Origin of the sequence: Pantoea sp. NSTU24 (genome assembly GCF_050157905.1) — a bacterium.
Taxonomy (GTDB): domain Bacteria; phylum Pseudomonadota; class Gammaproteobacteria; order Enterobacterales; family Enterobacteriaceae; genus Pantoea.
On sequence record NZ_JBKIWZ010000001.1, the window covers coordinates 2,444,104 to 2,469,699 of the forward strand.

General features: G+C 57.5%; 24 protein-coding genes and 3 tRNA genes. 10 read left to right on the top strand and 17 right to left on the bottom strand.

Annotation, left to right across the window (positions count from 1 at the left end; translation table 11 throughout):
- Nucleotides 1-71: 71 nt before the first annotated feature.
- From ACLHDD_RS11585 to ACLHDD_RS11610, 6 genes are all read right to left on the bottom strand, one after another.
- Nucleotides 72-1,262: a glycerate kinase gene (locus ACLHDD_RS11585; protein ID WP_427104222.1), complete on the bottom strand. Its 1,191-nt coding sequence runs from the start codon at nucleotides 1,260-1,262 to the stop codon at nucleotides 72-74.
- 73 nt (nucleotides 1,263-1,335) lie between these two features.
- A complete protein-coding gene (gene garR / locus ACLHDD_RS11590; RefSeq protein ID WP_427104223.1) occupies nucleotides 1,336-2,220 on the bottom strand; it encodes a 2-hydroxy-3-oxopropionate reductase in 885 nt (294 codons plus the stop codon).
- Between the two features lie 19 nt (nucleotides 2,221-2,239).
- Nucleotides 2,240-3,010 (bottom strand): 2-dehydro-3-deoxyglucarate aldolase, encoded by a 771-nt coding sequence (gene garL, locus ACLHDD_RS11595; protein ID WP_427104224.1) that lies wholly within the window; start codon nucleotides 3,008-3,010, stop codon nucleotides 2,240-2,242.
- A gap of 45 nt (nucleotides 3,011-3,055) precedes the next feature.
- Nucleotides 3,056-4,387 carry a glucarate dehydratase gene (gudD, locus tag ACLHDD_RS11600; protein ID WP_427104225.1) on the bottom strand — a complete coding sequence of 444 codons (1,332 nt, stop codon included), beginning with the start codon at nucleotides 4,385-4,387 and terminating at the stop codon, nucleotides 3,056-3,058.
- Between the two features lie 10 nt (nucleotides 4,388-4,397).
- Nucleotides 4,398-5,744: an enolase C-terminal domain-like protein gene (locus ACLHDD_RS11605; protein WP_427104226.1), complete on the bottom strand. Its 1,347-nt coding sequence runs from the start codon at nucleotides 5,742-5,744 to the stop codon at nucleotides 4,398-4,400.
- Nucleotides 5,744-7,102 (bottom strand): MFS transporter, encoded by a 1,359-nt coding sequence (locus tag ACLHDD_RS11610; RefSeq protein ID WP_427104227.1) that lies wholly within the window; start codon nucleotides 7,100-7,102, stop codon nucleotides 5,744-5,746. The genes ACLHDD_RS11605 and ACLHDD_RS11610 overlap by 1 nt, the downstream gene beginning before the upstream one ends.
- 573 nt (nucleotides 7,103-7,675) lie before the next feature.
- Here ACLHDD_RS11610 and garD point away from each other — a divergent pair.
- On the top strand, nucleotides 7,676-9,235 hold the full coding sequence (gene garD / locus ACLHDD_RS11615) for a galactarate dehydratase (RefSeq protein WP_427104228.1): 1,560 nt from the start codon (nucleotides 7,676-7,678) through the stop codon (nucleotides 9,233-9,235).
- Between the two features lie 64 nt (nucleotides 9,236-9,299).
- On the opposite strand, the gene ACLHDD_RS11620 is transcribed toward garD, so the two are convergent.
- The 4 genes from ACLHDD_RS11620 to syd all read right to left on the bottom strand — a co-directional run bounded on the left by ACLHDD_RS11620 (nucleotide 9,300) and on the right by syd (nucleotide 12,000).
- Nucleotides 9,300-9,746 carry a flavodoxin gene (locus ACLHDD_RS11620; protein ID WP_427104229.1) on the bottom strand — a complete coding sequence of 149 codons (447 nt, stop codon included), beginning with the start codon at nucleotides 9,744-9,746 and terminating at the stop codon, nucleotides 9,300-9,302.
- A 12-nt stretch (nucleotides 9,747-9,758) separates the two neighbouring features.
- Nucleotides 9,759-10,538 carry a tRNA pseudouridine(65) synthase TruC gene (gene truC, locus ACLHDD_RS11625; RefSeq protein ID WP_427104230.1) on the bottom strand — a complete coding sequence of 260 codons (780 nt, stop codon included), beginning with the start codon at nucleotides 10,536-10,538 and terminating at the stop codon, nucleotides 9,759-9,761.
- Nucleotides 10,538-10,867 carry a YqcC family protein gene (locus ACLHDD_RS11630; protein ID WP_427104231.1) on the bottom strand — a complete coding sequence of 110 codons (330 nt, stop codon included), beginning with the start codon at nucleotides 10,865-10,867 and terminating at the stop codon, nucleotides 10,538-10,540. The genes truC and ACLHDD_RS11630 overlap by 1 nt, the downstream gene beginning before the upstream one ends.
- A 584-nt stretch (nucleotides 10,868-11,451) precedes the next feature.
- Nucleotides 11,452-12,000, bottom strand: coding sequence for a SecY-interacting protein (gene syd, locus ACLHDD_RS11635; protein WP_427104232.1), 549 nt, complete (start codon nucleotides 11,998-12,000; stop codon nucleotides 11,452-11,454).
- 62 nt (nucleotides 12,001-12,062) lie between these two features.
- Between syd and queF the strand changes: the two genes are divergently transcribed.
- The 3 genes from queF (at nucleotide 12,063) to xni (ending at nucleotide 15,231) form a co-directional block, all read left to right on the top strand.
- Nucleotides 12,063-12,908, top strand: a complete 846-nt coding sequence (gene queF, locus ACLHDD_RS11640) for an NADPH-dependent 7-cyano-7-deazaguanine reductase QueF (RefSeq protein WP_427104233.1) — start codon at nucleotides 12,063-12,065, stop codon at nucleotides 12,906-12,908.
- Nucleotides 12,909-13,076: 168 nt separating this feature from the next.
- The gene (gene ppnN, locus ACLHDD_RS11645; RefSeq protein WP_427104234.1) at nucleotides 13,077-14,441 is read left to right on the top strand and encodes a nucleotide 5'-monophosphate nucleosidase PpnN; all 1,365 of its coding nucleotides are present in this window, start codon (nucleotides 13,077-13,079) and stop codon (nucleotides 14,439-14,441) included.
- Between the two features lie 34 nt (nucleotides 14,442-14,475).
- Nucleotides 14,476-15,231 (top strand): flap endonuclease Xni, encoded by a 756-nt coding sequence (xni, locus tag ACLHDD_RS11650; protein WP_427104235.1) that lies wholly within the window; start codon nucleotides 14,476-14,478, stop codon nucleotides 15,229-15,231.
- 24 nt (nucleotides 15,232-15,255) lie between these two features.
- Here xni and rlmM read toward each other — a convergent pair whose 3' ends face one another.
- The 4 genes from rlmM to ACLHDD_RS11670 all read right to left on the bottom strand — a co-directional run bounded on the left by rlmM (nucleotide 15,256) and on the right by ACLHDD_RS11670 (nucleotide 18,268).
- Nucleotides 15,256-16,356: a 23S rRNA (cytidine(2498)-2'-O)-methyltransferase RlmM gene (rlmM, locus tag ACLHDD_RS11655; RefSeq protein WP_427104236.1), complete on the bottom strand. Its 1,101-nt coding sequence runs from the start codon at nucleotides 16,354-16,356 to the stop codon at nucleotides 15,256-15,258.
- Nucleotides 16,349-16,744: a DUF423 domain-containing protein gene (locus tag ACLHDD_RS11660; RefSeq protein ID WP_111141923.1), complete on the bottom strand. Its 396-nt coding sequence runs from the start codon at nucleotides 16,742-16,744 to the stop codon at nucleotides 16,349-16,351. The genes rlmM and ACLHDD_RS11660 overlap by 8 nt, the downstream gene beginning before the upstream one ends.
- A 50-nt stretch (nucleotides 16,745-16,794) precedes the next feature.
- Nucleotides 16,795-17,712: a transcriptional regulator GcvA gene (locus tag ACLHDD_RS11665; RefSeq protein ID WP_046102471.1), complete on the bottom strand. Its 918-nt coding sequence runs from the start codon at nucleotides 17,710-17,712 to the stop codon at nucleotides 16,795-16,797.
- Between the two features lie 331 nt (nucleotides 17,713-18,043).
- A complete protein-coding gene (locus ACLHDD_RS11670) occupies nucleotides 18,044-18,268 on the bottom strand; it encodes a YgdI/YgdR family lipoprotein (RefSeq protein ID WP_427104237.1) in 225 nt (74 codons plus the stop codon).
- Between the two features lie 208 nt (nucleotides 18,269-18,476).
- Here ACLHDD_RS11670 and csdA point away from each other — a divergent pair, with 208 nt between their 5' ends.
- Nucleotides 18,477-19,685: a cysteine desulfurase CsdA gene (csdA, locus tag ACLHDD_RS11675; RefSeq protein WP_427104238.1), complete on the top strand. Its 1,209-nt coding sequence runs from the start codon at nucleotides 18,477-18,479 to the stop codon at nucleotides 19,683-19,685.
- 2 nt (nucleotides 19,686-19,687) lie between these two features.
- A complete protein-coding gene (gene csdE, locus ACLHDD_RS11680; protein ID WP_427104239.1) occupies nucleotides 19,688-20,143 on the top strand; it encodes a cysteine desulfurase sulfur acceptor subunit CsdE in 456 nt (151 codons plus the stop codon).
- Here csdE and tcdA read toward each other — a convergent pair.
- Nucleotides 20,122-20,934: a tRNA cyclic N6-threonylcarbamoyladenosine(37) synthase TcdA gene (gene tcdA / locus ACLHDD_RS11685; RefSeq protein ID WP_427104240.1), complete on the bottom strand. Its 813-nt coding sequence runs from the start codon at nucleotides 20,932-20,934 to the stop codon at nucleotides 20,122-20,124. The genes csdE and tcdA overlap by 22 nt on opposite strands.
- A 48-nt stretch (nucleotides 20,935-20,982) precedes the next feature.
- Nucleotides 20,983-22,131, bottom strand: coding sequence for a murein transglycosylase A (gene mltA / locus ACLHDD_RS11690; RefSeq protein WP_427104241.1), 1,149 nt, complete (start codon nucleotides 22,129-22,131; stop codon nucleotides 20,983-20,985).
- A gap of 203 nt (nucleotides 22,132-22,334) precedes the next feature.
- Here mltA and ACLHDD_RS11695 point away from each other — a divergent pair.
- The 3 genes from ACLHDD_RS11695 (at nucleotide 22,335) to ACLHDD_RS11705 (ending at nucleotide 22,677) form a co-directional block, all read left to right on the top strand.
- A tRNA-Met gene (locus ACLHDD_RS11695) sits at nucleotides 22,335-22,411 on the top strand.
- A 59-nt stretch (nucleotides 22,412-22,470) separates the two neighbouring features.
- Nucleotides 22,471-22,547, top strand: a tRNA-Met gene (locus ACLHDD_RS11700).
- Between the two features lie 53 nt (nucleotides 22,548-22,600).
- Nucleotides 22,601-22,677: transfer RNA gene (locus ACLHDD_RS11705), tRNA-Met, on the top strand.
- 110 nt (nucleotides 22,678-22,787) lie between these two features.
- On the opposite strand, the gene amiC is transcribed toward ACLHDD_RS11705, so the two are convergent.
- Nucleotides 22,788-24,032, bottom strand: a complete 1,245-nt coding sequence (gene amiC / locus ACLHDD_RS11710) for an N-acetylmuramoyl-L-alanine amidase AmiC (protein ID WP_313654742.1) — start codon at nucleotides 24,030-24,032, stop codon at nucleotides 22,788-22,790.
- A 232-nt stretch (nucleotides 24,033-24,264) separates the two neighbouring features.
- On the opposite strand from amiC, the gene argA reads away from it, so the two are divergent.
- Nucleotides 24,265-25,593 carry an amino-acid N-acetyltransferase gene (argA, locus tag ACLHDD_RS11715; RefSeq protein WP_313654743.1) on the top strand — a complete coding sequence of 443 codons (1,329 nt, stop codon included), beginning with the start codon at nucleotides 24,265-24,267 and terminating at the stop codon, nucleotides 25,591-25,593.
- Nucleotides 25,594-25,596 lie beyond the last annotated feature (3 nt).

Sequence of the window (25,596 nt, forward strand, 5' to 3'; positions counted from 1 at the left end):
GGCAGAGTGCGGCCCGGTTTCAGGGCCGCAGGCGCGGCTCCATCAACGCGACGGGCCAGACTTACCGCCGGTTACATTGCGCTTAAACCCGCGCTGGCCGGGTGGCCGGGTGCCGCCTGGAGGGCATGAAAGCCGCCCAGCTTCAGCGTGGCCGCCACGTTACGCGCCGTCATCTCAACATTTTTTCCGGCGCTGGCAAGGGCTTCATCCAGGGTACAGATGCTGTAAAGCACGCTGAAGACTGCATCGATGCCGTGCTGGTGCACGACCCCCACATCCGCCGTCAGACTGCCCGCAATGCCAATAACCGGCTTGTTGAATCGCTTTGCAACACTGGCGACACCAACCGGCACCTTGCCATTGATACTCTGGCTGTCAATACGTCCCTCTCCGGTGATCACCAGGTCAGCATCTTTCACCTGTTCCGCCAGCCCCAGCGCTTCCGTAACAATCTCAATGCCGCGCCGCAGCTCCGCATGGCAGAAGGCGTGCAGCGCAGCCCCCATTCCGCCCGCTGCGCCGCCGCCCGGAATAGTCAGTACATCAATATCGAGGTCGCGCTGAATGATCGCGGCGTAGTGCGCCAGCGCCTGATCGAGCTGCTGCACCAGTGCCGGTGTCGCCCCTTTCTGCGGGCCGAAAATCGCCGAGGCGCCCTCTTTGCCGGTCAGCGGATTAGTGACGTCGCAGGCCACTTCGATGCGGCAACGCTGAAGGCGAGCGTCCAGCGCGTCAATATTGATGCGGGCAAGCCGGGCAAGCGCCCCGCCGCCGTGGCCGATCTGCTGACCACTGACGTCCAGTAACTGTGCGCCCAGCGCCTGCATCATCCCGGCGCCACCATCATTAGTGGCGCTGCCACCGATGCCAATGATGATGTGGCCGACGCCTTTATCCAGCGCATGCCTGATGAGTTCACCCGTGCCAAACGAGGTGGTGATCAGCGGATCGCGCTGAGAGGCAGGCACCCGCTCCAGCCCGCTGGCCGCGGCCATTTCGATATAGGCTGTAGACTCATCGCCGGACAGGCCATAAAAGGCATCAACCTGGGTGCCCAGCGGCCCGGTCACCTTCAGCCTGACGATCTTTCCCTTCGTCGCCGCCACCATCGCTTCCACCGTGCCTTCACCACCATCGGCGACCGGTATTTTCACGTAATGCGCATCGGGAAAGATGTCACGGAAACCCGCTTCAATCGCCGATGCCACATCCAGGGCGGATAAACTCTCTTTATATGAATCCGGTGCGATTACGATTTTCATAGGCAATCCGAGCACTGTTGAGTAACTGAAACGACTCTGAACCCGTCCGGTTTCGGAAGACCGGCACCAGGTTTTAGCGGGCGATTTCAACCTTCGCTAACTTCTCATAATAGCAGGCCAGCGCGCTGTGGTCGGCGTTACCCTGCCCGTCGTTGCGCAGCGCCTGCATCATCTCCATTACCGCCGCCGTCAGCGGCAGATGCGCACCGATGCCGTGCGAGGTATCCAGGGCGTTCGCCAGATCCTTGATATGCAGATCGATGCGGAAGCCAGGTTTGAAATTGCGATCCATCACCATCGGCGCTTTAGCATCCAGCACCGTGCTGCCCGCCAGGCCGCCACGGATCGCCTGATAAACCAGATCCGGATTGACGCCCGCTTTGGTCGCCAGTGATAAGGCCTCGGACATCGCCGCAATATTCAGCGCCACGATCACCTGGTTAGCCAGTTTTGTGACGTTGCCTGCACCGATATCACCGGTATGGACGACCGAACCGGCCATCGCCTTCATGATGTCATAGCACTGATCAAACACCGCCTTATCGCCACCGACCATGACCGAGAGCGTGCCCTCAATCGCTTTAGGTTCACCGCCACTGACCGGCGCATCCAGCATTTTGATCTGCTTTTCTGCCAGCGCATCGTGCACTTCCCGGCTCGCCAGCGGCGCAATCGAACTCATGTCGATCACCACCAGACCTGGCTTCGCGCCGTCGATAATGCCCTCTTTTCCCAGGCAGACCTCTCTGACCTGCGGCGAGTTAGGCACCATGGTAATTACCACATCGCACTGCTCAGCCACCTCTCTGGGTGATTTCGCTACAGTCGCGCCCAGCGCAGTCAGCTCCGCTTCGTTGCTGGCATTATGGTCGCGTACCACCAGCGAATAGCCGGCTTTCAGCAGATTTTTACTCATGGGTTTGCCCATAATACCTAAGCCAATAAAGCCAATTTTCATTGCGTTTCTCCTTAATGAATTAGCGCTTAAATTTGTCGCACAGCGCCTGCGAGGCGTTGCGGAACAGCCCGACGTCGCTGCCGACCGCCACAAAGGTGGCGCCCCACTCCAGATAGCGACGCGCGTCCGCCTCTACCGGTGCCAGAATGCCGCTCGGCTTCCCGGCCGCGCGGGCACGCTCGAAAATGTGTTTAATCACTTTCAGCACCTCCGGATGCGCGGGCTGACCGAGGTAGCCCAGTGCAGCCGAGAGATCGCCCGGCCCGACAAAAATTCCGTCGACCCCGTCGACCGCCGCGATGGCGTCAATGTTGTCAACAGCCTGCTGGGTTTCGATCTGCACCAGCACCGTAATGTTGTCATTGATCAGCTGGTTATAGTCGGGCAGCGTGCCGTACATATTGCTGCGATGAGAGACCGAGACACCGCGGATACCGGCGGGCGGATAGCGGGTTGACGCAACAGCCTGCAGCGCCTCTTCTCTGGTTTCGACAAAGGGCACCAGAAGATTGCTGAAACCGATATCCAGCAGACGCTTGATGATTACCGGCTCATTGCAGGGCGGCCGCACCACGGCGGCGCTCTGGCTGCCTTTCAGCGCCATGAGCTGCGGCACAAACGTCGTAATATCGTTGGGCGCATGCTCGCCATCGAGTACCAGCCAGTCAAAACCGGCCAGCCCCAGGATTTCCGTGGAGATGGGGCTAGCCAGCGCGCACCAGCTGCCGATCAGAGTGTCGCCCGCTAACAGGCGGCGGCGAAATCCATTAGCCCAGGCTGCATTACTCATGTTTCAACTCCTGTGAAGAGGGCTCTGCGAAGGAAGCCCGAAAGATTAACGAACCAGGCACGGGCGCTTGTTATCGAACGTCCAGCCCGGTACTAAAAACTGCATCGCCTCGGCATCGTTGCGTGCGCCCAGCCCCTGCTTCTGGTAGAGCGCGTTGGCCTGCATCACCTGGTCCATATCCAGCTCGACGCCGAGACCTGGCTTCTGTGGCACCTGCACCATGCCGCCTTTAATCCGGAATGGTTCTCTGGTCAGGCGCTGATTGCCCTCCTGCCAGATCCAGTGGGTATCGATGGCGGTAATCGCGCCCGGTGCCGCCGCAGCCACATGGGTGAACATCGCCAGCGAAATATCGAAATGGTTGTTTGAGTGGGAGCCCCAGGTCAGGCCAAAGTCGTGGCACATCTGCGCCACCCGCACCGAACCCTGCATGGTCCAGAAGTGCGGATCGGCCAGCGGAATGTCTACCGACTGCAGCGACAGAGTGTGGCCCATCTGCCGCCAGTCTGTTGCGATCATATTGGTTGCCGTCGGCAGACCGGTCGCGCGGCGAAATTCCGCCATCACTTCACGGCCTGAATAGCCCTGTTCAGCGCCACAGGGATCTTCCGCATAGGCCAGCACATTTTTGAGCTGCTTGCCGAGGATAATTGCCTCGTTGAGCGACCAGGCGCCATTGGGGTCGAGCGTAATCCGAGCTTCAGGAAAACGCGTCGCCAGCGCCGTCACCGCCTCGGCTTCTTCACCGCCGCGCAGAACGCCACCTTTCAGCTTAAAGTCGTTGAAGCCATACTTCTCGTAAGCCGCTTCCGCCAGGCGCACAACGGCATCCGGGGTGAGCGCCTCTTCGTGGCGCAGCCGGTACCAGTCGCACGGATCGTCCGGCTGGCTCTGATAAGCGAGCGACGTTTTCGTGCGGTCGCCGATATAGAACAGATAGCCGAGCATCTCCACGCGGTCGCGCTGCTGCCCGTCGCCCAGCAGTGAGGCGACGTTAACGCCCAGGTGCTGACCCAGCAGGTCAAGCAGCGCCGCTTCAATGCCGGTCACCACATGGATCGTGGTGCGCAGATCAAACGTCTGGTTGCCGCGCCCGCCGGCATCGCGGTCGGCAAAGGTGCTGCGCACCAGACTGAGCGTATTTTTGTACTCGCCCAGCGTTTTGCCGATCACCAGCGCCGCAGCATCTTCCAGCGTCTGCCGGATTTTTTCGCCGCCCGGGATTTCACCGACGCCGGTGTGTCCTTCGTTATCCTTGATAATTACAATGTTGCGGGTAAAGAATGGTGAGTGCGCACCGCTGAGGTTCAGTAGCATGCTGTCGTAGCCTGCCACCGGGATTACCTGCATAGCGGTCACTTTCGGTGTTGAACTCATCTCCAGCTCCTTATGCTGTTGTGCGGCCAAATGCCGGGCGCTTGCGATCAAACGTCCAGCCTGGGATCAGATATTGCATTGCCGTCGCGTCATTCCGCGCCCCGGCGGGCAGAGCGTGGTAAAGCTGACTGGCTTTATTCACCTGATCCCAGTCAAGTTCGACACCGAGACCCGGTGCCTCGGGCACGGCGATCTTACCGTTGCGAATCTGCAGCGGATTTTTGGTCAGGCGCTGGTCGCCCTCCTGCCAGATCCAGTGCGTATCAATCGCTGTCGGATGACCCGGTGCGGCGGCACCAACGTGGGTGAACATCGCCAGCGAAATATCGAAGTGATTGTTAGAGTGGCAGCCCCAGGTCAGTCCCCACTCATCGCACAACTGGGCTACCCGAACCGCCCCGCTGAGCGTCCAGAAGTGGGGATCGGCCAGCGGAATATCGACCGCATTGAGCATCACCGCGTGGTTCATCTCACGCCAGTTGGTGGCAATCATATTGGTGGCGACCGCCAGGCCGGTGGCGCGCCGGAACTCAGCCATGACCTCGCGTCCCGAGTAACCCTGCTCCGCGCCGCACGGATCTTCGGCGTAGCTCAGCACATCCTGCATTCCCTTACAGAGGGCTATCGCCTCATCCAGCCGCCAGGCCCCGTTGGGATCGACTGTGATACGCGCGTCAGGGAAGCGCTGCTTCAGCGCCGCCGCTGTCGCGATCTCCTGCTCGCCCGGCAGCACGCCGCCTTTGAGCTTGAAGTCCCTGAAGCCATACTTATCCTGTGCCGCCTCAGCCAGCCTGACGACGGCCTCGCTGGTCAGCGCCTCCTGATGACGCAGGTGATACCAGTCGTGTGTGGCCTGCTCACCCGACTGATAGGGCAGATCGGTTTTGCGGCGATCGCCGAGATAGAACAGATAGCCCAGCACCGTGACCTCGTCCCGCTGTTTACCCGGCCCAAGCAGTTCAGCCACGGGCACGCCCAGGCACTGTCCCAGCAGGTCAAGCAGCGCCGCTTCCAGCGCAGCCACCGCATTGACCCGCAGCTCAAAGGTCCAGGCGCCGTTGCCAAAGGTGGTGAAATCTGCTGACTGATTCCCCTGATGCACCTGCTGCACCAGACGATTCATCCGGGCGATCTGCTGACCTTTTACCAGTGGAATGGCCGCCACCAGCGTCTGATAGATGGTGTCGCCGCCGGGCGCTTCACCGACGCCGGTATGCCCGGCGCTGTCCGTGAGTACCACCAGATTGCGGGTGAAGCAGGCGTTGTGCGCGCCGCCTATGTTAAGCAGCATGCTGTCGTACCCCGCGACCGGGATAACCTGCATGTCGGTGATGACCGGTGAGCTTTGTGTATTCATCAGGCGTCCTTACCGGTCCAGGTTTTCAGTTCAATACGTCTGATATTTCCGGCAATCACCAGGAAGCTGAAGGCGGCGACAAAGGCATGGATACCGACATAGACCAGTGCCCCTTCAAACGATCCGCTGGTGGCGATGATGTAGCCGATGGCGATAGGGGTCACGATGCCGGATAAGTTACCAAACATATTGAACAGGCCACCGCTCAGGCCGCTAATCTCTTTCGGTGCCGTATCCGCCATTACCGCCCAGCCCAGCGCGCCAATGCCTTTGCCAAAGAACGCCAGCGCCATAAAGAACACCACCATCCATTCAGTGTCGGTGTAGTTACACATCACCATCGAAATGGAAAGCAGCATGCCCAGCACAATAGGGGTTTTACGGGCAATATTCAGCGAGCCGGTTTTACGCATCAGCCAGTCGGAGATTACGCCGCCCAGCACGCCGCCGAGGAAGCCGCACACCGCCGGAACAGAGGCCACAAAGCCCGCTTTCAGAATGGACATGCCGCGCGCCTGTACCAGATAGACCGGGAACCAGGTGATAAAAAAGTAGGTTAAGGCGTTAACACAGTACTGACCGAGGTAGATCCCCAGCATCATGCGCGACGTCAGCAGCTGTTTGATCTGGAACCACTTTTCACTCCAGCTTACTTTACGGCTCTCTTTTCTGGCGTCCATATTGATCAGCGCACCACCCTGCTCCATGTACTCCAGTTCCGCTTTATTGACGCCGGGATGATCGTTGGGATCGTGGATGACCTTCAGCCAGATAAAGCTGAGGATGATGCCCAGCCCCCCCATAAACCAGAACACATGCGACCAGCCCACGGCGGAAACCAGCCAGCCCATGATGGGCGCGAAGATCACAGTGGCGAAGTACTGTGCCGAGTTGAAGATCGCCACGGCCGTGCCACGCTCCTGCGCCGGGAACCAGGCCGCCACGATGCGGCTGTTACCCGGGAAGGAAGGTGCTTCGGCCAGACCGACCAGGAAACGCAGAATAAACAGTGACATAACGATGCCAAAGCCGCTGAAAATATCGACGAACCCCTGAAGCAGGGTGAACAGCGACCAGGTGAAGATGCTCCAGAAATAAACCCGTTTTGAGCCAAAGCGATCAAGCAACCAGCCCCCGGGGATCTGGCCGATCACATAGGCCCATGAGAACGCAGAGAAGATATAGCCGAGTCCGACTGAATCCAGGCCGATATCTTTAGACATCGCCGAACCGGCAATGGAAATGGTGGCGCGGTCACCGTAGTTGAATGAGGTGACGATAAACAACATCACCACAATCCAGTAACGGGCATTGGTGCGTTTTTGCACCGTTTCCGCAGTCTGGCTGAAACTATTCATGATGCACTCCTGAAATATAGCGCGAGCTACATTCGCTCTGACTGCATACACATCGCGTTGGGTATCAGAGAGAAGTTGGGTTAAACACGGCGATTTTTTGTTCTGGCAAACCTTTATTTATCCATCCGGAGTCTGACGGTCACGGCGATTCAGGTGCCCTGCTGCCTTTACCGGATAAGTAATACGTCGTGACAGATAACCTGACTTTGGCTAACGGAACTCAGTATAGGAACAGCCTGCGGCCAGCACATTGGCGCATTGCCCTGGAATAGCGGAGGTGTTGAAGGGATTATCTTGCGGATGCACAAAAGGCTGCGGGATGGCTCACGAAAGTGTGCTTTTCAGCGTTGTTCAGCGCCTCCGGCGACGCTTTCCCACGCTGTTTGTGAGGGTCTTCACTTGCTTTTGGATAACCGACCCAAAACGGCGGAATGAATGCCCCTAATGGTAGACATTTGCACAATGCGCGCCCCGGCCCCGCTCCTTATACTGAAACTGGCAAACCCCCGTGTGACAGGTCAAATCATTACAGCGTGCCGCATCACGCCGGCGCGACAGAGGTAAAGGTAAGCGATGAATCCTAAAACAGATGAACGACCGCTCTATATCAAAGTGCATGAGCACGACAACGTGGCTATTGTGGTTAACAGCCTGGGGCTGCCCGCCGGAACCCGGTTCGCTGACGGGCTGACGCTGACGGAGCATGTGCCACAGGGCCATAAGGTGGCGCTGAGTGCGATTCGCCAGGGCGAGGCAATCCTGCGTTATGGCGAAGTGATTGGCTATGCGCTGCGGGATATCGCACAGGGCAGCTGGATTGATGAGTCGCTGGTCGCACTGCCGGACGCCCCGCCACTGGCCAGCCTGCCGTTAGCCACTCAGGTGCCGCCCGCGCTGCCGCCGCTGGAAGGCTATACCTTCGAGGGCTATCGCAATGCGGATGGCAGCGTCGGCACGCGCAATCTGCTCGGTATTACCACCAGCGTGCACTGCGTGGCGGGCGTGGTCGATCATGTCGTACAGATCATTGAACGGGAGCTGCTGCCGCGTTATCCCAATGTGGATGGCGTGGTCGCCCTGAATCACCTTTATGGCTGCGGCGTCGCGATCAATGCGCCTGCGGCGGTGGTGCCGATTCGCACCATTCACAACCTGGCGCTGAATGCCAATTTCGGCGGCGAAGTGATGGTCGTCGGCCTGGGCTGCGAAAAGTTACAGCCGGAGCGTCTGCTCACCGGCACGGCTGATGTGCAGGCGATCTCACTGGATGACGGCGACATCGTGCGGTTGCAGGATGAAAAGCTGGTGGGTTTCGGCGCGATGGTGCAGGAGATTCTGCAGGTCGCGGAGCGGCATCTTCAGCGGCTGAATCAGCGCCAGCGCGAAACCTGCTCCGCAGCTGAGCTGATTGTCGGTATGCAGTGTGGCGGCAGCGATGCGTTCTCCGGTGTGACGGCCAACCCGGCGGTGGGCTTCGCCTCCGATCTGCTGGTGCGCTGTGGCGCGACGGTGATGTTCTCAGAAGTGACCGAGGTTCGTGATGCGATTCATCTGCTGACGCCACGGGTAATCAATCAGGAGGTCGGTAAGCGCTTACTGGAGGAGATGGCCTGGTATGATAATTATCTCGACCAGGGCCAGACCGATCGCAGTGCCAACCCGTCGCCGGGCAATAAAAAGGGCGGACTCGCCAACGTGGTGGAAAAGGCGCTTGGCTCTATTGCCAAGTCAGGCCGCAGCGCCATTGTCGAAGTGCTCTCCCCCGGCCAGCGCCCCACGCGGCGCGGGTTGATCTATGCGGCGACGCCTGCCAGCGATTTTGTCTGCGGCACGCAGCAGCTGGCCTCCGGCATCACTCTGCAGGTCTTTACGACGGGCCGCGGCACGCCCTATGGCCTGGCGGCGATCCCGGTGATCAAGATGGCAACGCGAAATGCGCTGGCCGAGCGCTGGCACGATCTGATGGATATCAATGCCGGAACGATTGCCACCGGGGAAGAGAGTATTGAACAGGTGGGCTGGCGACTGTTTGAACTGATTCTGGATATCGCCAGCGGCCGTAAGCAGACCTGGTCCGATCGCTGGGGGATCCGTAATCAGCTGGCGGTATTTAATCCGGCGCCGGTCACCTGATCGTATGGCGCCCGGGCCAGGCTTATCTTCAGGCGGTTACGCGGCGATAAGCCTGGCGGCGGCGTCAGAGCTGTGCGCCCCAGGCTTCAACCCAGGGAGAAGTCACGGCTTCCGGCTCCGGATTTTCCGTGGCATCCACCAGCAGTGTCTCACCAACCCGCTGCGCACCCTGCTCCTGCAGCAGCGCATCAAAGGCTTTGCCCGCGCCACAGAAATGGTCATAGCTGCTGTCACCTAATGCAATCACGCCATAGCGCAGCGCGGGCTGATGGCCCAGCTTCTCTTTTATCGCATGGAACAGACCTGAAAGGGTGTCGGGGAAATCGCCCTGACCGGTCGTTGAGGTGATGATCAACGCCACATCGCTGGTAAACGCCTGCCAGTCGGCCAGCGTCGGATCGTCAAACAGCGTCACGCTGTGTCCCTGCTGCTGCAGAATCGGCTCCGCCTCTTCCGCTGCCAGCAGCGCATTGCCGTATACCGTGCCTACAAAAATGCCAATCTTTGCCATCTGCTTTCTCCCTTATTCTGAAACCTTATCCTCGCCTGGCGCGGCGGCAAACTCAACCCGCGGCACCTCCGGCAGCGTATCCTGCCAGCCAAACTGGCTCATCAGATTCTGCCAGACACTATCCAGCCCGGCGCGTATCAGCAAAGGCTCACCGGTTACCGGATGGGTCAGCGCCAGGCTGCTGGCGTGAAGCATCAGCCGGTTAGCGCCAAAGTGCTGCGCGGCCCCCCGGTTCTGCCGCAGATCGCCGTGCGCTGAATCGCCAATAATGGGATGGCGCAGATGTGACATGTGGCGACGCAGCTGATGTTTGCGGCCGGTGCGGGGTGAGAGTTCGACAAGGCTGTAACGCGAAGTGGGATAGCGGCCAATACCGACCGGCATCTCGGCGGTCGCCAGGGCCTGATAATCGGTGATCGCCGACTGGGCGGTAAGCGGTTCGCTGGCGTGCTTGTCCGCAATTTTATCCCGCTCTTCCACCAGAGGATAGTCAAGTGTCCCACTGCTCTCCAGCCAGCCGCGCAGGACGGCATGGTAGGTTTTCTGCATCTGATGCTGTTCAAACTGCTGGGACAGCAGACGGCCGACTTCGCTGGAGAGTCCCATCAGCAGTACGCCTGAGGTCGGTTTATCCAGCCGGTGTGCGGTAAAGACATGCTGGCCGATCTGATCGCGCACGGTCTGCATCACAAACACCGTTTCATGCCGGTCCAGCCAGCTGCGATGAACCAGCCAGCCGCTGGGTTTGTTGACCGCCACCAGCCACGCATCCTGATAAAGTATTTCCAGCATCAGTGAGCCGCATCCTGGAGCAGTGCATCAAGCTGACGCAGAGTCAGCAGCAGGGGCGCAATACCCGGCTGATCAGGCACCAGCGCTATTTCGTAATAGGGAGCAACGGCAAAGTTCTGCGGTAACGGCTGCCGGGCCGCAATCAGGGCGTGCATCCGCGGGACCAGCACCCACTGGAGCCACTGCAGCGGCGCCAGCGTATCCATGCAGAAAGGTTCACGACTGTCGAGCGCGCCTTCCGGCGGCGGCGTACTCTGCCAGAGTTCATATTCACGCATCACCGCTTCCAGCTGTTCCAGCCTTTGCGTAATCAGTTGTTCGGGCGTCATACGCCACCTCCAGCAAGCCGTCAAAAATGGGCGGCAAGGATATCACTTCCTGGCACAGGCACAAAAAAGGGAGCACTGTATAAACAGTGCTCCCGGTTCGTTTGCAGCCATCCCGCTACGTTAGTGCTCCCTGCTCTTCCATGACAACTTGTCCAGTGCGAACTCCTGTCGCGCATCATCCTGATGTATCCTTAGCATCCAGGCCCACCACCTCTTCTGAGGGGCTCTCATTCTCCATCCTGGAGGTGTCCCTTGCTCACCCTGAGCGATCCTGTTTCATCCTGAAACCTTCCGTGTGCCGTAAACTCCGTTACGTTCCTGCCTCATGGCTTATCATCGTCCTGACGATTCCGTTTCCTGAGCATCCTGCAGCGAGAAACATTCTGACATAACGCGTAAAGCGCACAAGGGACTTACGGCAAAACTTTACGAAATGTGCGGTGCAAATTCAGATAATCGCCATTAAGTTTATGATTCACAATATTTTTACATTATGGCCTTCCGGATGTCTCAGAACCGATAGAGCGATCTCGCACAGCAGATGTAAGAGATCTCTCACAAGCTCAGCGGCAAATCACTGCGATTCAGTTGATAACCGGTTGTAATGACTTAAGAAATATCTCAAGACTTTCAGCTAAAAGTGTGCGCTGTTTCCGGCCCGGCTGCTCCAGGATCACTTCGCCTGTCAGATTCGAGATCGAAACGATCTCCTCCTCTGAATCAGTGGTGGCAATGAACAGCGTTGGCGACTGCCTGAGCCGGCGCTGCATCACCAGATGCCCAATCAGATTCTCCTGCAACCGCAGAAAGTCCTCTTCACTCCAGACCTGCAGCAGGGTCAGCGACTGCTCGCCCAGCGTGGCCCGCATGTCACCCGCGAACTGCGCGGTGTAGAACGCCGTCACTGACGGCTGAAGCTGAAGATCGATGGCACGCTCAATAGCCTCCAGCGTCGGCGGCAGCGTAAAAGGCTGCGGCTGCCAGAGCACCTGCTGGTCGCGATCTTCCCGCGCACAGGGCGACGGCACACCGTAAAGATCGCTGCTGGCCGGTGCGTGACCGGTTTGCTGAAGCCAGAGCTGGCAGTAGCGCTGGGTAAAGTCGCGCAACGCGGCGGCAGTTTGCTGCATCATTCATATTCTCACTTCTGATGGGTTACACTTAGCCACTTTGATTAATTTTGGTGGTAACCGCAATGACTACTCACGAACAGGATCAGGCACTCAGCAACCTGACACTGGGCAAACCCACAGCCTATCACGATCGGTATGACAAAGACCTGCTGCAGGCCGTGCCGCGCAGCCTGAACCGTGAACCTCTTGGACTGTTTCCCGACAGCCTGCCCTTTACCGGCGGCGATATCTGGACCCTGTATGAGCTGTCATGGCTTAACAGCAAGGGCCTGCCGCAGGTCGCCGTAGGTGAAGTGGTGCTGGACGCGCAGAGCCGCAACCTTATCGAATCGAAGAGTTTCAAGCTCTACCTGAACAGCTTCAATCAGACCCGCTTTGCCGACTGGGGCGACGTCCGGCAGACGCTGGAGCGTGACCTGAGCGCCTGCGCAGAAGGTGAAGTACGGGTTGCGCTGTTCCGGCTCAGTGAGGTGGAAGGTCAGCCAATCGGGCACTTTGAGGGCAGCTGCATCGATGAGCAGGATATCACTATCGAGGATTATCGCTTCAATGCTGACTATCTGGCTGATGCTGCAGGCAGTGAAATCGTTGAAGAGACGCTGGTCAGCCATCTGCTTAAGTCTAACTGCCTGATCACCAATCAGCCGGACTGGGGCTCAGTGATGATCCGTTATAAAGGCCCGCGCATCGATCGTGAAGCCCTGCTGCGCTATCTGATCTCATTCCGCCAGCACAACGAGTTTCATGAGCAGTGTGTCGAGCGCATCTTTAATGATGTGATGCGTTTCTGTCATCCGGACGCCCTGACGGTGTATGCGCGTTACACCCGGCGTGGCGGGCTGGACATCAACCCATGGCGCACCAATGTGCCCTTCACGCCCGGCTTTTCACGGCTGGTTCGTCAGTAGTTTGCGAGATTTCTCGCAGGCTGCATGCTGCGCGCGTAGTTCCGCTTGAGCTGTGCGGGCTGACAAGGCTACTCTGGTAATGGCGGCAACGTATGGATGCCGCCCCGGGATTTTCGTCACTGCCGTTGCAGTGCCAACACGCACCCAGGCGGGTGTAAAGGAGCTCATTTGATTACCCACATCAGCCCTCTTGGCTCAATGGATCTGCTCTCGCAGCTGGAAGTCGATATGCTCAAGCGCACAGCCAGCAGCGACCTCTACCAGCTGTTTCGCAATTGCTCTCTGGCCGTGCTTAATTCCGGCAGCCAGACCGACAGCAGCCACGAACTGCTCTCCCGCTTTGAAAATTTCGACATCAATGTGCTGCGCCAGGAGCGCGGCGTTAAACTGGAGCTGATCAATCCGCCGGAAGAGGCGTTTGTGGATGGCCGTATTATCCGCTCGCTGCAGGCAAACCTGTTTGCTGTACTGCGTGACATCCTGTTTGTCAGCGGACAGCTCAACTCACCGGGGCGGCTTACCGCAGCCGAAGAGAACGATTCTGTCACGATTACCAATACCGTGTTTTCCATTCTGCGCAATGCGCGGGCCCTGCACATCGGCGAAGATCCCAACACGGTGGTCTGCTGGGGCGGTCACTCCATTAACGCTGTCGAATATCAGTACTGCCGCAACGTCGGGACGCAGCTCGGACTGCGCGAGCTGAATATCTGTACCGGCTGCGGGCCGGGGGTGATGGAAGCGCCGATGAAAGGGGCGGCGGTCGGCCATGCCCAGCAGCGCTACCGTGACAGCCGCTTTATTGGCCTGACCGAACCCTCGATCATTGCGGCGGAGCCGCCGAACCCGCTGGTGAATGAGCTGATCATCATGCCGGATATCGAAAAACGTCTGGAAGCGTTCGTGCGCATCGCGCATGGCATCATCATTTTCCCGGGTGGCGTCGGTACCGCAGAGGAGTTGCTCTATCTGCTGGGCATTCTGATGAATCCGCAGAACAATGACCAGCTGCTGCCGCTGATTCTGACCGGCCCCGAAGAGAGTGCCGACTACTTCCGTGTGCTGGATGATTTCATCGTCAACACGCTGGGCGAACAGGCGCGTAAACATTATCAGATCATTATCAATGATGCGGCGGAAGTGGCTCGTCTGATGAAGAAAGCGATGCCGCAGGTCAAAGAGAATCGTCGCGAAACCGGTGACGCCTATAGCTTTAACTGGTCGATTCGCATCGAACCTGATCTGCAGGTGCCGTTCCTTCCGACTCACGAGAATATGGCCAACCTCAATCTCTATACGAATCAGGCACCTGAAAAACTGGCTGCCGACCTGCGTCGCGCCTTCTCAGGCATCGTCGCCGGTAACGTTAAAGAGATGGGGATTCGCGAGATTCGTGAGAAGGGCCGCTACAAGCTGCATGGCGATCCCGACATCATGCACCGTATGGATGAGCTGCTGCAGGGATTTGTGGCGCAGCAACGAATGAAACTGCCCGGTACCGCCTACATCCCCTGCTACGAAATTATCAAATAAACCAGGAGGCAGCCCACGGGCTGCCCATACGCTCATGGCTTTTCATCTTGTTATTATCGATGCCCTGAATCTGATTCGGCGCCTGCACGCGGTTCAGGGTTCGCCCTGCGTAGAGGGGTGTGTAGTCGCGCTGCGTCAGGTACTGGGTCACACCCGACCAACGCACGCGGTGGCCGTGTTTGATGGTGAAGCGCGTCATCAGGGCTGGCGTCATCAGCTACTGCCCGACTATAAAAGTGGCCGTCCTCCTATGCCTGATGACCTGCAGGCGGAAATGCCAGCGTTGCAGGACGCCTTTCGTGCGGCGGGCGTCAGCTGCTGGATAGCCGGCGAAGATGAGGCGGATGATCTCGCGGCCACGCTGGCGGTGAAAATGGCTCAGGCGGGGCACCAGGCCACCATTGTCTCCACGGACAAAGGGTACTGTCAGCTGCTGGCACCCGACATCCGCATCCGTGACTATTTTCAGAAACGGTGGCTCGACCTGCCCTTTATTGAAGCGGAATTTGGCGTGGCTCCGGAGCGACTTCCCGACTACTGGGGGCTCTGCGGGATCAGCAGCAGTAAAATCCCTGGTATCGCCGGCATTGGCCCGAAAAGTGCGAAACAGCTGCTGGCAGAGTTTCACTCGCTTGAAGGGATCTATCAGCAACTGGAGCAGGTGCCTGCAAAGTGGCGGGAAAAGATTAAGGAAGGCCAGCGGATGGCTGAGATCAGCCGTGAGGTGGCGACGCTGAAGCGGGATCTGATATTACAGGGCAACCTGAATACGCTACGTTATACCGGCTGAGTGCAGTTGCACTCAGCCCGGCGATTAGCGTTCGTCGCGGCGACCACCGATAGCGGCCCAGATCCGGCGCACATGAACCGTAACTTCTTCGCGATCGTGATAGAGCTGACGGGCACGGATCTGCACGTTGATCCCCTCATTATCAAAGCGTTCCTGCATCATCGCCAGATTCTGCGTGACCTCTTCGTAACGCTTCTTCATCGGCAGCTTCAGGTTGAAGATTGCCTCGCGGCACCAGCCATTAACCAGCCAGTCGGTCATCAGGTTAGCCACGCGCACCGGCTTCTCCACCATGTCACACACCAGCCAGCTGATGTTGTTACGGGGCGGCCGGTATTTAAAGCCATCGGCCTTTTCGTGCATCACCTGGCCGGTATCCATCAGACTCGGCGCCATCGGCCCGTTGTCCACCGCATAGACCATCATGCTGCGCTGAACCAGCTGCCAGGTCCAGCCGCCCGGACAGGCACCGAGATCCACCGCATACATGCCGCTGGCTAAACGCTCATCCCACTCATCTTCCGGGATAAAGACGTGAAACGCCTCTTCCAGTTTCAGCGTGGAGCGGCTTGGCGCATCGGCGGGGAACTTAAGCCGTGGGATCCCCATGTACAGCGGTGAGCTGTTTTCGCGGAAGGAGTAGCCGACGTAACAGGTGCCCGGCGCAATGAAAAATACATGCACCACCGGGCGTTTCGGGCTCTCATAATTGAGCAGGATTTTACTTTCACGCAGTGCCGCGCGCAGCGGGACGGTGAACTTGCGACAGAATTTCGTCAGCTCTTTGGCTTCGTTAGTGTCCGGCACTTCAACACGCAGCTCACCCCCCTTCTCTACCACGCCGGTCAGCATGCCGACAATCGGGGTAATGCGGTCTTCCTGCGGCAGATCACGCAGCAGTTCACCGACGACCAGCATCTGTCGGGCAAAAATCAGCTCATCAAACGGCAGTTCACGCGCCAGACGCTCGGCATCTTCGAACTGGTAACATTCAAACAATACGTAACCGGCGTTATCTTTGACCCGCGGATAACCGTAAATCTCACGTTCTGCGGCTCTGGCACTAATCTCTGCCGCACACTCTTTTTCAAAACCGGGACGACAATAGAGTAAAACTTTATTCATGGCGTTCTGCCTTTCGTTTGAGACGCAGCGCGCCAATCAACATCAATACCCAACCGGCGAGAAAACAGACCCCGCCCACTGGCGTGATAAAAACCCAAAACTTCAGATGTGACAGCGCCAGACAATAGAGGCTGCCACTGAACAACACGGTGCCGAGCGCCATCAGCGCACTGCTCCAGTAAAACCAGATATTGGCGCGACGTAACATCGCGGCCCCCAGCCCCATCACCGCTAAGGTGTGATAAGCCTGATACTCCAGCCCGGTATGAATCCAGGCCATTTCAGCGGCGCCAAGTGACCGACTCAGCACGTGGGCACCAAATGCGCCAAACGCCACCAGCAGAAACCCGCTGATTGCGGCAAAAATAAACATGGCACGACTGGACATTCACCGATCCTCAGGATGCTTTTGCATCGTAATCCTATTAAATCAGGATGTTATTGTTGATAACGAAAGCGGAATTTTTCTTGTTCTGTTGCGGCTTTTGCCAGGATCCACTGCCGAAAGGCGGCTATTTTACCCAGTTCTGCCTGACTGTCATGACAAACCAGATAAAAAGCATTTTTACTGACCAGCACATCATTAAACGGGCAGATTAATCGTCCGGCCTCGATTTCGCTCTGCGCCATGACATTGTTCGCCAGCGCCACCCCCTGCCCATGAATAGCCGCCTGCAGCACCATCGCGCTGTGGCTGAAGATTGGGCCCTGCTGCACGTTGATATGCTGCAGCCCCAGCTGACGGATATAGGATTGCCAGTCCCGGCGCGAGGCATCATGCAGCAGGGTAAAGCGCGACAGATCCATTGGCGTTTTCAGCGGATTATCGCCGGTCATTAGCGACGGTGAGCAGACGGGCAGCAGATATTCGGCATAGAGTTTTTCAACCCGGAGCCCTGGCCAGTTACCGCGCCCATAAAAAATTGCCACGTCAACATCATCGGCCAGCTTCTCTTCATCACGGTCCACGGCCTGGATGCGCACATCGATTCCCGGATAAGCCATATTAAAGCTGGAGAGACGTGGAACCAGCCACTGAATGGCGAAACTTGGCAGCAGACTGACGGTCAGCGCCCCTTTGGCACTGCGCGCCTGCAGTTTACGGGTCGCTTCATTGATGGCAGAGAAGATCTCTTTGATATCGAGATAGTAGCTTTGTCCTTCCTCAGTCAGTAACAGCGAACGATTCCTCCGCCGAAACAGCTTTAAACCCAGAAAATCTTCCAGAGATTTAATCTGATGGCTTACAGCAGCCTGGGTGACAAAGAGTTCTTCAGCGGCTTTGGTAAAGCTTAAATGGCGTGCGGCTGCGTCGAAAACACGCAGTGCGTTGAGAGGAGGAAGGCGTTTCGACATGGTTTTCCGTATCCGGCGCGGCAAAAAATACGCGGGCTTATACAAAGCGTTTACGTATTAGAATTTTTAATCCGAGGCATTATAATTTGTCCGTTGAGGAACCACCAGCAAATACCTATAGTTGCCGCACTTCCAGAGCCGGAACGAAAAGTTTTTAGATTTGTGAGTGAGTTCGCAGATTTTGTGAAAGCTTTTGGCTTGTGGTCGTGATGTTGTGTTTGCAATTTTTGATCTGATGATTGCGGATCAAACTCTTAATTCCTGTAGATTTACCCTGTCTGTCCATAGTGATTTTAAATAGCACCGCAAATTGCGGTGCTTTTTTTTGCTCTTACTGGCCTGCTTCAACCATTTCTTTCACATCAGAGCGATTGATCTGCTGCTCGTTGCCATTCGCATCTTTATAGCTGATCATACCGGTATCACTATCGACCTTTGGCTTACCAGCCGCCACAATAGTACGGCCGTCGTTCGTATGCATGACATAGTTGCTTGAACAGGCGCTCAGGGTAAAAGCCAGCGTACACACGGCCAGTACTGCGGTAAGTTTATTCATCTGCTATCTCCTTGTAGATTGATTGCATTAAACCGCCCGCGTTACGCTAATCAGAGGCAGCCGAAAAGTGAGATCGACTACGAAATGTTCCGTCGTTATGCGGGTCTGGTTCAAACCTTGCAATATTCAGCATAACGCGCTTTTTCAGCTTTGCCAGACGCAGACCATTCTTTCAGTTTGGTCCTAATTTTCTTATCACGGACCCGGCATGACCGCTTTTAATCCCACCGCTTTTCGCCAGCAGTTTCCTGCGCTCTCTGACGCCGGGGTTTATCTCGACAGCGCAGCAACCACGCTCAAACCTCACGCTGTCATTGAGAGCACCCGGCAGTTTTACAGCCTTAGCGCCGGTACGGTGCATCGCAGCCAGTTTGCTGCCGCCCAGGCCCTGACGCAGCGCTATGAGCAAGCGCGCGAGCAGGTGGCCCGCTGGCTTAATGCCGCAGATGATCGTGAAATTGTCTGGACACGTGGCACGACCGAAGCGATAAACCTGGTGGCCAACAGCTGGCTGCGTCCGCGCCTGCAGCCCGGTGACGAGATTGTCGTCAGCGAAGCCGAGCATCACGCTAATCTGGTTCCGTGGCTGATGGCCGCCAGGGCCTGCGGTGCTCGTGTTGTAAAATGGCCATTAGGCCCGGATCGCCTGCCCGATATCAGCCAGTTACCTGCCCTGCTCAATAGCCGGACGCGTCTGCTGGCGGTGAGTCAGATGTCAAACGTCACCGGCGGCTGTCCCGATCTCGGCCAGGCGATAACGCTGGCCCATGACGTGGGCGCGAAGGTCATGGTCGATGGTGCGCAGGGCGTGGTGCATTGTCCGCCGGATCTTCAGGCACTCGACATCGATTTTTACGCCTTTTCCGCGCACAAGATTTATGGCCCGATGGGGATTGGCGCGTTGTATGGCAAAGCGGCGCTGCTGGAAGCGATGGTGCCGTGGCAGGGCGGCGGCAAAATGCTGACCCAGGTCGATTTCAGTGACTTCACGCCGCAGCCGGTGCCCTGGCGTTTTGAGGCAGGAACACCAAATGTGGCGGGCGTCGTCGGATTAAGTGCCGCGCTGAGCTGGCTGTCGCAGTACGACCTGCCGCAGGCGGAGCGCTGGAGTCAGCAGCTTGCCACCCAGGCTGAGGAGCAGCTGGCGGAACTGCCTGGCTTTCGCAGTTTCCGCTGCAGCAACGCCAGCCTGCTGGCGTTTGAGTTTGCCGGTCTGCACCACAGTGACCTGGTAACCCTGCTGGCGGAACAGGGTATCGCCCTGCGCGCCGGTCAGCACTGTGCGCAGCCGCTGATGGCGGCGCTTGGCGTCAGCGGTACGCTGCGCGCCTCTTTTGCCCCCTATAATAATCTGCAGGATGTTGATGCGCTGGTGTGCGCCATGAAGAGCGCCATCTCGCTGTTATCGGAGTTTTAACTATGCGTTCATCACCGTTAGCGCCACACCCGTTTGGCGCAGAGATCACTGTCGCTACGCTGAAAGAGAGCTTCGGTCGCTTTCATCAGTGGGAAGATCGTTATCGCCAGCTGATTCAGCTGAGCCGTCAGCTGCCAGCGATGCCAGAAGAGCTGAAGCGCGCGGAGATCGAACTGAGCGGGTGTGAGAATCGGGTCTGGCTGGGCAGCCAGTTGCAGGATGAGGGAACGCTGCATTTCTATGGTGACAGCGAAGGACGAATTGTGCGCGGCCTGCTGGCGGTATTGCTGACCGCCGTCGAGGGGCAGACGCCGCAGCATTTGCTCGCCAGCGATCCTCTGCAACTCTTTGATGAACTGGGTCTGCGCGCCCAGCTCAGCGCATCGCGCAGCAGTGGCCTGCAAGCCCTGGCCACTGCGGTCGCGCACGCCGCGCGTCAGGCGCTGGCGGCGTCCTGACGCGCGGCGCGCGCCAGAAACTTCTTCAGCGCGTGTGAAACGGCCACAAAACCAAAGGTGGCCGTTACCATGGTGGCGGCGCCAAAGCCGGATGCGCAGTCCATGCGCTTCGGCCCCTCCGCCGTACTGCGTGAGGCACAGACGCTGCCATCAGCCTGCGGATAGACCAGCGCCTCAGTGGAAAAGACGCAGTCGATGCCCAGTTTACCCTTACTGTTTTTTACCACGCCCAGGCTTTTAAGCCGTTCGCGCAGTTTCGCCGCCAGGGGATCCTGGATGGTTTTCGCCAGATCTGCGACCTGGATCTGAGTCGGATCGATCTGCCCGCCGGCACCGCCGGTGGTAATCAGCGGGATCTTATTCCGGCGACACCAGGCGATCAGCGCCGCTTTAGGCCGCACGCTGTCGATGGCATCGATCACATAATCAAAACCGGCGGCCATCAGGTCTGCGGTGTTCTCTGGCGTGATAAAGTCATCGATGCAGATAACTTCACAATCCGGGTTGATGGCACGCAACCGCTCTGCCATGACCTCTGTTTTGGCTTTGCCGACGTTGCCCTGCAGCGCGTGCAGCTGACGATTGGTATTAGTGATACAGACATCATCCATATCAATCAGGGTGATTTTACCAATCCCGGTGCGTGCCAGCGCCTCCGCCGCCCAGGAGCCAACGCCGCCGATTCCGATAACGCAGAAATGGGCGTCAGCAAACCGTTGCAGCGCATCCTGACCATAGAGACGCGCCGTGCCGCCAAAGCGCTGATGCCAGGCGTCGTTTAACACTTTCATAGTTGAACCTGTAACGTCGTGCGGGCCCGCAGGCCCGCAGAGAAGAAATTAGTTAGCGCCGAGAAGCAGTGAACCATTATTACCGTTTTGCGGACTGGAGAACAGCGGCTGTCCGGCACCCGGCGCGGCTTTCAGAACCCAGACGCGGCCATAGTGATTATAGAAGCCCGCCAGATGCGCCGCATCCGGGCCGATCCCCTGATAGATATCAAAGTGCTGTCCTTTAATCGCGCCGCCCACATCAAGGGCGACCATCAGGCGCATCTCATATTTACCGTTGAACTTGCCCTTCTCATTGAGCTGTGGCACTTCCGCCAGCAGCACCGTGCCCGGCGGAATGATAGAGCGGTCAGAGGCCACGGAGGCTTTCGCGACCAGCGGTACCGCGCTGGCACCACGCACCGGCGTAAAGGGCTCGGCCTTAAAGAATACGAATGACGGGTTGGTTTCCAGCAGCGCACGCACTTCCTGTGGCGAGTGCTCCTGTGCCCACTGCCGGATTGCCTGCATCGACATATCTTCGCGTTTCACTTCGCCGCGGTCGATCAGCTCTTTACCGATGCTGTGGTAGCCCCAGCCATTCTTGCCGGCGTAGCCAAAGAAGGTCATCGGACGGCCATCGCCAAAATCGACATACCCGCTGCCCTGCACATCCATCATGAAGTTATCGATCAGTGAGTTGCTGTAGGCGATGACGTAGCGGTCATCAAGCCCGCCGCTATAGATAGAGGCACGGCTCGGTAATTTTTCACCGCGTTTGCGTGGTGGCATACGATAGATCGGATACTGGAATTCGCCCTGACGGGTGTAACGCGCCTCCACTACCGGCGTATAGTATCCGGTGAACTGCACGTTACCGTAGTTATCCGTGCCCTCCATCTGCCAGGCATTCAGGCCATACTGGCGAAGCTGTCGGGTATCGGCCCCCGCCAGCAGCCAGCTCTCGATGGCGCTGTAGGTGCCACTCTGACGGCCATAGAGTGCCGATGAGGCGGACTGGATCTGGCGCACCTGCTCACCAAAGTCCCGGCCATTTACCGGTGCGCCTTTGGCGTTAGGCTGATTTACCAGCGCCAGCGGCTGTTCCAGTTTGCCATCCTTATATTGCTGACCGCGATCGGTCGGTTTAGAGCTACAGGCCGCCAGCAGCGTAATCAACGCGCCAGTGAGTGCATACTTCACCCAATGTAATTTCATTTTCTTCTCTTTTTATAACTGTTCGCCCCGCGACGATAGCAAAGCCCCCGACAGAATGAAATGCATCCGCTTTCACACTGTGCGGATCAGTTCAATAATTAATCAGATGGGGGAATCCTTCAGCAACTGGCTGTTAATTTGGCCTTTATCTGTAAAAAGGGGTTGCATCAATCAGCGCGGAGAGTATAGTGCGCTTCCACGGACGCGGGGTGGAGCAGCCTGGTAGCTCGTCGGGCTCATAACCCGAAGGTCGTCGGTTCAAATCCGGCCCCCGCAACCAATACTTCTGTTGCAGTTTTCAGAAGTCACAATGTGAAAAGTCGCAATGCGCAATACGGACGCGGGGTGGAGCAGCCTGGTAGCTCGTCGGGCTCATAACCCGAAGGTCGTCGGTTCAAATCCGGCCCCCGCAACCAACACTTCTGCCGCAGTTTTCAGAAGTCACAATGTGAAGTCAGTATGATACGGACGCGGGGTGGAGCAGCCTGGTAGCTCGTCGGGCTCATAACCCGAAGGTCGTCGGTTCAAATCCGGCCCCCGCAACCAATCATTTAAACACCTGAAAGGGTGTTTTTTTGTTTCTGACGTTCCTGATCTTCTTTTACGCCCTCTCCTTTCTGAAAAGCGTGCGGATAGCCCGTGCTACCCGCTCTGCGTTACCGATGGGCCAGCGCCGCCCCACTCTCGACATAGGCTTTGATGCCGTTCAGAATCGCCTCAGCGACCTGATGCTGATAGCGGGTGGTGCGCAGTTTACGCTCCTCCTCCACATTACTGATAAAGGCTGTCTCTACCAGGATAGAGGGGATGTCCGGCGCTTTAAGAACCGCAAATCCGGCCTGATCCACCGTGCGTTTATGCAGATGGTTGATGCGCCCCATGCGATGCAACACCTCTTTACCAAATTTCAGGCTGTCGTGGATCGTCTGCCGCTGCACCATATCGAACATGGTGTGATCGAGGTAACGGTCACCGCTTTTGCTGACGCCGCCTATCAGGTCAGATTCGTTTTGTGTCTGTGCCAGGAAGCGGGCAGCGGCGGAGGTCGCGCCGCTGGTGGATAAGGCAAATACCGAGGATCCCCGTGCTGCGCGGCTGGTAAACGCATCGGCATGAATGGAGACAAAGAGATCGGCGCGCTGCTTCCGGGCTTTAGCGACTCTGACCCGCAGCGGAATAAAGACATCTTCGTTGCGTGTCATGTAGGCTTTCATATTGGGCTGTTTGTCGATCAATGCTTTCAGTCGCCGGCCAATCTTCAGCACGATATCCTTCTCGCGGGTCTTATATTTGCCATGCGCGCCGGGATCTTCGCCACCATGACCGGGATCGATCATGATAATAATCGGCCGGTCACGTCCTGCTTTGCCCGGCAGAGGCGCCTGCACCCCTTCATCCTTTTCGAGTTCGCCCTGGTTATAATCTTTCAGCAACGCCAGCAGCGGATCATCTTCCACATGATCCTGACTCGGATAAAGGTCGACGACCAGCCGGTGGTTGATCCCGGCGACCGGTGCCAGGTTAAAGATTTTCGGCGCGACGTTGCGCTTTAATTCGAGTACCACGCGCACCGTATTGCTGTCGAACTGGCCAACGCGGGCATTTTTGATAAAGGGATCGTCGACCCGGACCTGCTTATTGACCCCTTTCAGGACCGGATTAAGGTGCAGGCCCTCAATATCGATCACCAGACGATCGGGATGGGTCAGGGCAAACTGTTTATACTTCAGCGCGACGCTGGACTCCAGCGTCATCCGTGAATAGGTGGATGAGGGCCAGATCCGTACTGCCACAATGTGATTTTTGGCCGCCAGCCCTGTGCGGCTGACGCTTAACAGCAGTAAGGCGCCTGTCCCCTGTAAAAATCGTCTGCGTGAAAAATGGGAATTACCGTCTGACATGCCGCTCCAGCTGCTGTGTTATGTCTGAAAAAGCGCCAGTTAAAAAAATGGCGGCGAAAACTTTATCCAATCCACAGGATGATGTCACCCCGGAAACCCTAAATAATGCAGGCTCTTAGCGGCTTTGACACCCGGAAAAACGTAAATTTTCGTCAGGATTAAGGCTTGCAAATCCGTTCGTAAAAGCATAAAAATACAAAAAATACGAATAAACATTCATTGAGGGTTGGCCGTGAAGGAACGTAGTACCGAGCTGGTTCAGGGTTTTCGCCATACCGTTCCCTATATCAATGCCCACCGTGGCAAAACCTTTGTCATCATGCTGGGTGGCGAAGCGATTGAGCATGAGAACTTCTCTGGCATCGTTAACGATATCGGCCTGCTGCACAGTCTGGGCATCCGCCTGGTGGTCGTATATGGCGCACGGCCGCAGATTGATGCCAGCCTCGCTCAGCAGCAGCTGGAGCCGGTTTATCACAAGTTCACCCGGGTCACCGATGCGCAGTCACTGGAACTGGTTAAGCAGGCGGCTGGCCGGTTGCAGCTGGATATTACCGCCCGCCTCTCAATGAGTCTCAACAACACGCCGCTGCAGGGCGCGCATATTAATGTCGTCAGCGGCAACTTTATTATTTCGCAGCCGCTGGGCGTGGATGATGGTGTGGATTACTGTCATAGCGGGCGCATCCGTCGTATTGATGAAGAGGCGATTCATCGTCAGCTGGATAACGACGCTATAGTGCTGCTGGGCCCGGTGGCCGTTTCTGTTACCGGTGAGAGCTTCAATCTGACGTCAGAAGAGGTGGCCACTCAACTGGCGATTAAGCTCAAAGCGGAAAAGATGATCGGCTTCTGCTCTGAGCAGGGCGTGCTGAACAGCGAAGGTGAAATTATCTCCGAGCTGTTCCCGAATGATGCCCAGGCCCGTATCGATGAAATTGAAAAAGAGGGCGATTACCTTTCCGGCACCGTCCGTTTCCTGCGTGGCGCCGTAAAGGCGTGCCGCAGTGGCGTGCGCCGCAGCCACCTGATCAGCTATCAGGAAGATGGCGCGCTGCTGCAGGAGCTCTTCTCTCGCGACGGTATCGGCACGCAGATCGTGATGGAGTCGGCAGAGCAGATCCGCCGCGCCAACATCAACGATATCGGCGGTATCCTCGAACTGATCCGTCCGCTGGAGCAGCAGGGTATTCTGGTGCGTCGCTCCCGCGAGCAGCTGGAAATGGAGATCGACAAATTCACCATCATTCAGCGCGATAACCTGACCATCGCCTGTGCCGCACTCTATCCGTTTATGGATGAGAAGATTGGTGAGATGGCCTGTGTGGCAGTGCATCCGGACTATCGTAGCTCTTCACGCGGTGAGATGCTGCTGCAGCGTGTGGCGCTTCAGGCGAAGCAGATGGGGCTGGAAAAACTGTTTGTGTTAACCACCCGCAGCATCCACTGGTTCCAGGAGCGCGGCTTTACCCCGGTCGATATTGAGTCGCTGCCGGAGAGTAAAAAAGAGATGTACAACTATCAGCGCCGCTCAAAAGTGCTGATGGCCGACCTTACCTGACGG

Excerpts from the sequence above, each read along its gene's own strand:
- ACLHDD_RS11585 (WP_427104222.1), bottom strand. The coding sequence starts at position 1,262 with ATGAAAATCGTAATCGCACCGGATTCATATAAAGAGAGTTTATCCGCC.
- garR (WP_427104223.1), bottom strand. The coding sequence starts at position 2,220 with ATGAAAATTGGCTTTATTGGCTTAGGTATTATGGGCAAACCCATGAGT.
- garL (WP_427104224.1), bottom strand. The coding sequence starts at position 3,010 with ATGAGTAATGCAGCCTGGGCTAATGGATTTCGCCGCCGCCTGTTAGCG.
- gudD (WP_427104225.1), bottom strand. The coding sequence starts at position 4,387 with ATGAGTTCAACACCGAAAGTGACCGCTATGCAGGTAATCCCGGTGGCA.
- ACLHDD_RS11605 (WP_427104226.1), bottom strand. The coding sequence starts at position 5,744 with ATGAATACACAAAGCTCACCGGTCATCACCGACATGCAGGTTATCCCG.
- ACLHDD_RS11610 (WP_427104227.1), bottom strand. The coding sequence starts at position 7,102 with ATGAATAGTTTCAGCCAGACTGCGGAAACGGTGCAAAAACGCACCAAT.
- garD (WP_427104228.1), top strand. The coding sequence starts at position 7,676 with ATGAATCCTAAAACAGATGAACGACCGCTCTATATCAAAGTGCATGAG.
- ACLHDD_RS11620 (WP_427104229.1), bottom strand. The coding sequence starts at position 9,746 with ATGGCAAAGATTGGCATTTTTGTAGGCACGGTATACGGCAATGCGCTG.
- truC (WP_427104230.1), bottom strand. The coding sequence starts at position 10,538 with ATGCTGGAAATACTTTATCAGGATGCGTGGCTGGTGGCGGTCAACAAA.
- ACLHDD_RS11630 (WP_427104231.1), bottom strand. The coding sequence starts at position 10,867 with ATGACGCCCGAACAACTGATTACGCAAAGGCTGGAACAGCTGGAAGCG.
- syd (WP_427104232.1), bottom strand. The coding sequence starts at position 12,000 with ATGATGCAGCAAACTGCCGCCGCGTTGCGCGACTTTACCCAGCGCTAC.
- queF (WP_427104233.1), top strand. The coding sequence starts at position 12,063 with ATGACTACTCACGAACAGGATCAGGCACTCAGCAACCTGACACTGGGC.
- xni (WP_427104235.1), top strand. The coding sequence starts at position 14,476 with ATGGCTTTTCATCTTGTTATTATCGATGCCCTGAATCTGATTCGGCGC.
- rlmM (WP_427104236.1), bottom strand. The coding sequence starts at position 16,356 with ATGAATAAAGTTTTACTCTATTGTCGTCCCGGTTTTGAAAAAGAGTGT.
- ACLHDD_RS11660 (WP_111141923.1), bottom strand. The coding sequence starts at position 16,744 with ATGTCCAGTCGTGCCATGTTTATTTTTGCCGCAATCAGCGGGTTTCTG.
- ACLHDD_RS11665 (WP_046102471.1), bottom strand. The coding sequence starts at position 17,712 with ATGTCGAAACGCCTTCCTCCTCTCAACGCACTGCGTGTTTTCGACGCA.
- ACLHDD_RS11670 (WP_427104237.1), bottom strand. The coding sequence starts at position 18,268 with ATGAATAAACTTACCGCAGTACTGGCCGTGTGTACGCTGGCTTTTACC.
- csdA (WP_427104238.1), top strand. The coding sequence starts at position 18,477 with ATGACCGCTTTTAATCCCACCGCTTTTCGCCAGCAGTTTCCTGCGCTC.
- csdE (WP_427104239.1), top strand. The coding sequence starts at position 19,688 with ATGCGTTCATCACCGTTAGCGCCACACCCGTTTGGCGCAGAGATCACT.
- tcdA (WP_427104240.1), bottom strand. The coding sequence starts at position 20,934 with ATGAAAGTGTTAAACGACGCCTGGCATCAGCGCTTTGGCGGCACGGCG.
- mltA (WP_427104241.1), bottom strand. The coding sequence starts at position 22,131 with ATGAAATTACATTGGGTGAAGTATGCACTCACTGGCGCGTTGATTACG.
- amiC (WP_313654742.1), bottom strand. The coding sequence starts at position 24,032 with ATGTCAGACGGTAATTCCCATTTTTCACGCAGACGATTTTTACAGGGG.